Annotated in this window: 3 protein-coding genes and 1 pseudogene; 1 reads left to right on the plus strand and 3 read right to left on the minus strand. The window is 62.3% G+C overall.

Going from position 1 to position 4284, the window contains the following annotated elements:
* The 3 genes and pseudogenes from EN994_RS19930 to EN994_RS19940 form a co-directional block, all read right to left on the minus strand.
* Window positions 1-222: pseudogene (locus EN994_RS19930) on the minus strand (ABC transporter permease); the annotation flags it as partial.
* A 52-nt stretch (window positions 223-274) separates the two neighbouring features.
* Complete coding sequence (locus tag EN994_RS19935; protein ID WP_063167555.1) at window positions 275-1834, minus strand: ABC transporter substrate-binding protein; 1560 nt, start codon at window positions 1832-1834, stop codon at window positions 275-277.
* A gap of 312 nt (window positions 1835-2146) precedes the next feature.
* The gene (locus EN994_RS19940; RefSeq protein WP_082826414.1) at window positions 2147-3139 is read right to left on the minus strand and encodes a membrane dipeptidase; all 993 of its coding nucleotides are present in this window, start codon (window positions 3137-3139) and stop codon (window positions 2147-2149) included.
* A gap of 195 nt (window positions 3140-3334) precedes the next feature.
* On the opposite strand from EN994_RS19940, the gene EN994_RS19945 reads away from it, so the two are divergent.
* A partial coding sequence (locus tag EN994_RS19945; protein ID WP_164746027.1) for an FAD-binding oxidoreductase occupies window positions 3335-4284 on the plus strand: 950 nt, incomplete at its 3' end.

Here is a 4284-nt window from a genome sequence, read left to right on the forward strand (position 1 = left end):
GCGCAGGACCGATCCGTAGAAGTGCAGGAACTGCCGCCACACCGGCTGGTCGAGGCCCATGCGTACGCGCAGCGCCTCCATCATCTCCGGCGTCGCGCGTGGCCCCAGCGCGACGGAGGCCGGGTCGCCGGGAATGAGGTAGACCATGGCGAACATCATCATCATAGCGACGCTGATGATGATGGCGCCAAGCCACAGACGCTTGAGGGCGTAGCGGATCATTTTCGGTACCTGTCGGACGGTCTTTGGTGGGGGCGAGCCCCGCCCTCCGATATCATGCCGGTTTGAAGCCGGTGAACACGGGCTCGCCGTTCGGCTTCAGGCCGGCCACAAGCGTGTCTCGATTCATGATGCCGGTGACCTCATGCGTCAGGAAAACGTAGTTGCCGTTCTCCTCCATCAGGTCCTGCAGCTTCTTGTAGATGACATCGCGTTTCGCCGGGTCGAGCTCGACCATGCCTTCGGCATTGAGCTTGTCGAATTCCTCGCTGGAAAACCGCTCCCAGTTCCAGACGCCGATCTGGTCGCGGGTGAACCAGGCAGTCGCCCAGCTCGGATCCGGCTGCATGGAGAAGCGGCTGATGATCATCTGCAGCTTCTTCCAGTAGTCGCCTTCCTTGGCGCCAAGCGTCCAGAAGGTGCCGCTGTCGTTCTGCTTGATCTCCACATTGAGGCCGACATCCTGCAGGTTCGACTGCACGACCTGCGCCGCGGTCAGCCGCTCGGTCTTGTTGAGGATGTCGAGCGTGATCGTCGTGCCGGCCAGCCCCTCCTTGGCGATCATGTCGCGGGCGCGGTCTGGGTCGAAATCGAAAAGGTTCTTCTCGCGATGGCCGGGCAGGCCGGGCGCGATGATGCCGGTGGCGGTTGCGGCGGCGCCGAAATAGGCAGCATCGACCACCGCCTTGCGGTCCACGGCGTACTGAACCGCGCGGCGCATGTTGAGATTGTTGAAGGGAGCGACATCCTGGTTCATGCCGAGCCAGACAAAGGCCAGCGAAGGCTTCTCCACCACTGTCGTCTTCGGCGGCGGCGTCTGCTTCAGGCGCGAGATCGAGGAGACCGCGGTCCAGGTGTAGTCGAGGTCGCCGGCCTCATAGCCGAGTTCGGCGGTCTTCTCGTCCTCGATCGGATGAATGTGGATTTCCGCGAAGGCACCTTGCTCGTACTTCCAGTCGGGATTGCGGACCAGCACCGTGCGCTGCTTGGGCAGCCATTCCTTCAGGATGTAGGGGCCTGACTGAGCCACTGGCTTGACGCCCATCTTGCCACCGAGCTCGGTGATGGCGCGCTTTGACAGGATGGTGCCGGACGGCGTCGGCAAAGTCGACGTCCACAGCGGCGCGAAGGCTTGTTTCAGGTGGATCAGCCCCGACAGCTTGTCCTTGACCTCGACTTCCTTGAGCGTTGCCCAGTCGCCGGAATAGGGGCTCTTGTTGGCTGGGTCGGCGATGCGTTCGATCGAAAACTTGACGTCTTCGGCCGTCATCTGGCCGTAGCCATCGGTGAAGCCGATATTGTCGCGCAGCTGGAAGGCGACGGTCAGCGGATCGAGCTGCTTGATCGTTTCCGCCGCCATCGGCCGCCAGCCCCAGCTGTCGCCAGGCGTGGTGACGACGAGGCCGGCGAAGATGACGCTGGTGATGTCGCCTTCAGGCGCCGCCAGCCGGAAGCAAGGGTCGAGCGTCTGGATGTCGGCGTAGGAGCGCACCTTGAGGATCGGCCCGTCGCTCGACCAGGAAACTTTTGGATTGACCATTGAGGCGAGGCCGAAAGCGCCGGCTGCGGCGAGCAGGCTGCGGCGCGAAACCCTGGTGTCGGCTAGAATGGACATGCTCTACCCCTCAGCTGTTTTCGTTGTCTTGTTTTCAGGCCGCAGGCCATTCTCCAAGCCGGGCCGAATGTGTCGGTCCGCTAAAACTGCTAATAATAGACATCTATGTCTAGCGAAAATTTTGCCGGCACGTCCGAATCTTGGATACGGACGATCTTGCGGAAAATCTCGACATCTGTTCCGACCGCCGCCGGCGCGTCGACTTGGGCAAGTCACGGGCGGAATGTGATCGCGCAGACGATATGGCCTGGCCCGCCATTCGGTGGGGCCTGGATCAAGAGCTGTAGCGGAGATAGGCCTCTCGGCCGCCGCTCACTTCCAGATTTCAGCCGCCAGGCGCATGAAATTGCCGCCCAGGACATCGCGCACGGTCTGCTCGGACTGGCCGCGGCGCAGAAGAACCTCGGTCAGTTCGCGCATCTGACCTGGAGCCGCGTAGGTCGTCGCCCCCTCCGGATATTCGCTCTTGGGCCAGAATTGCGGATTGTCGGAAATGATGCGGTCGATGCCTTTGACATCAACCGGAAAGGCGTAGTCCAGTCCGATGCCGACATGATTTGGGCCAGCCAGGTCGACGAGATATTCGATGTGGTCAGCCAGCCTGTCCGAGTCCGTGCGTCCCTCTCCCAGGAAACGATTGAGCCCGACGATCGCGACGATGCCGCCGGTGCGCGCGCAGGCCTTGATCTGCTCGTCGGTGATATTGCGGCCATGGCCGCACAAGGCCTTGGCGTTGGAGTGCGAGAAGATGACTGGCCGGTTGGAGTATTCCATCACCTCCATCGAGGTGCGATAGCCGGTGTGGGTGACGTCGACGAACATGCCGAGACGGTTCATCTCGTCGATGACCTCGCGGCCGAACGCCGTCAGGCTGGTCTCGACATCGTGGCAACCGCCGCCGGCCAGATTGTTCCTGTTGTACGCAAACAGGATCTGGCGGACGCCCAGATGGTGATAGAACTCGACCATCTCGACGCGGCCGTCGAGCGCGTTCATGCCCTCGATGTCGAAGGTGATCGCCAGTTTGCCTTCAAGCTTGGCCTTGCGGATTTCCGCGACGGAGGAGACCAGCGTGTAGTGCTCGGGATTGGCAAGGATCCAGTGGCGGAAATTTGCGAGCGTCCGCACGGTCTGCTCCCAGGGCAACAGGTCGAAGCCGACATCGATCGACAGATAGTCGATGCCGGCGTCGCGCCAGATCTGCAGATTGTTCAGGTCCGCCGCCGGGTCCGGCATGAAGCCGGAATGCGCGTCCCATATGATTTCACTGTCGAAAATGGCCTGGGCGGCTGTCGAAACGCTCACTTTTTCCTCGCTCTCTCGGCGACACAACACAACGGAAAGCCGGATCAAGCGGCGTTCCGGACGTGTGATCCAGATGCAGTGCGCATCAAGTATCAGGCCACAGACACATGTGTCTAGACAGTCCGGGACGAGCCTGTATGGTCGCCGTCGCTGTATGTCGCTCCGACCGGAACATCGGCAAAAGGGAGAACAAAGATGAGTTCAAACGGAAGCCATGGCGGCAGCGATAGCAGGCATATCGCGGTGATTGGCGGCGGCATCATCGGCTGCAGCGCGGCTTTCCATCTGCTGCGGTCCGGCGTGCGCCGGGTGACGGTCATCGATGCCGGCCAGCCGGGTGCCGCAACCACAAGCGCCGGTGCTGGCTTCGTCTCCCATTGGTCCGCCGGCATGATCCCGCTCGGTGAAGAGGGCTTTCAGCTGCAGCAATATGGCCTCGATTTCTATCGCAGGCTGCACGAGGTCGGCGCCGAGATTGGTTATCGGCCGAACGGCACCTTGATCATGGCGCTGACCGAGGACGGGCGCGAACGCTTCGTCCGCCCGGTGCTGGATTCTCCCTATGCGCCGCCGGAAATGCAGGACCTGGACGCCGTGCAGATCGGGCAGAAGATGCAGGGCCTCATCGATCCGGCCCGGGTCCATTCGGCGGCCTACAATCCGCACGGCATCCAGCTCGACACCAAGCTGGCGATGGGGGTGCTGACCGGCCAGATCAGCGAGCTCGGCGGCGTCTTCCGCAGCAACACACGCGTGACTGCCGTCCATGATGCCGGCGACCGGGTGACGATCGAGACCGACCAGGGCGGTCTTGAGGCTGATGGCGTGATTGTTGCCGCCGGCGCCTGGAACAACCAGGTCCTGTCAGGCCTTGGCTGGCAGTTGCCGCTGCTGCGCGTCGTTGCAACGCGCATCGTCACCGACGACCGTGGGCTGCCATCGACCATTCCCACCGTCCAGTGCCGCGAATTGCGGCTGTGGCTGCGCGAGACATTCGGCGCCATAATGTGGGGAACCGGCCGGCACTACAAACCTCTCAACAAGACGAACGACAGCGAAATCGAACCCGGCCAGCCGCACAATATCGGGCTGATGCAGGAAACCTCCGAGCAGGAGCTTGCCGAGTTGCAGACGGTGTTCCCGCC

Origin of the sequence: Mesorhizobium sp. M7A.F.Ca.CA.002.09.1.1, from assembly GCF_003998555.1 — a bacterium.
GTDB lineage: Bacteria > Pseudomonadota > Alphaproteobacteria > Rhizobiales > Rhizobiaceae > Mesorhizobium > Mesorhizobium ciceri.

Excerpts from the sequence above, each read along its gene's own strand:
- EN994_RS19935 (WP_063167555.1), bottom strand. The coding sequence starts at position 1,834 with ATGTCCATTCTAGCCGACACCAGGGTTTCGCGCCGCAGCCTGCTCGCC.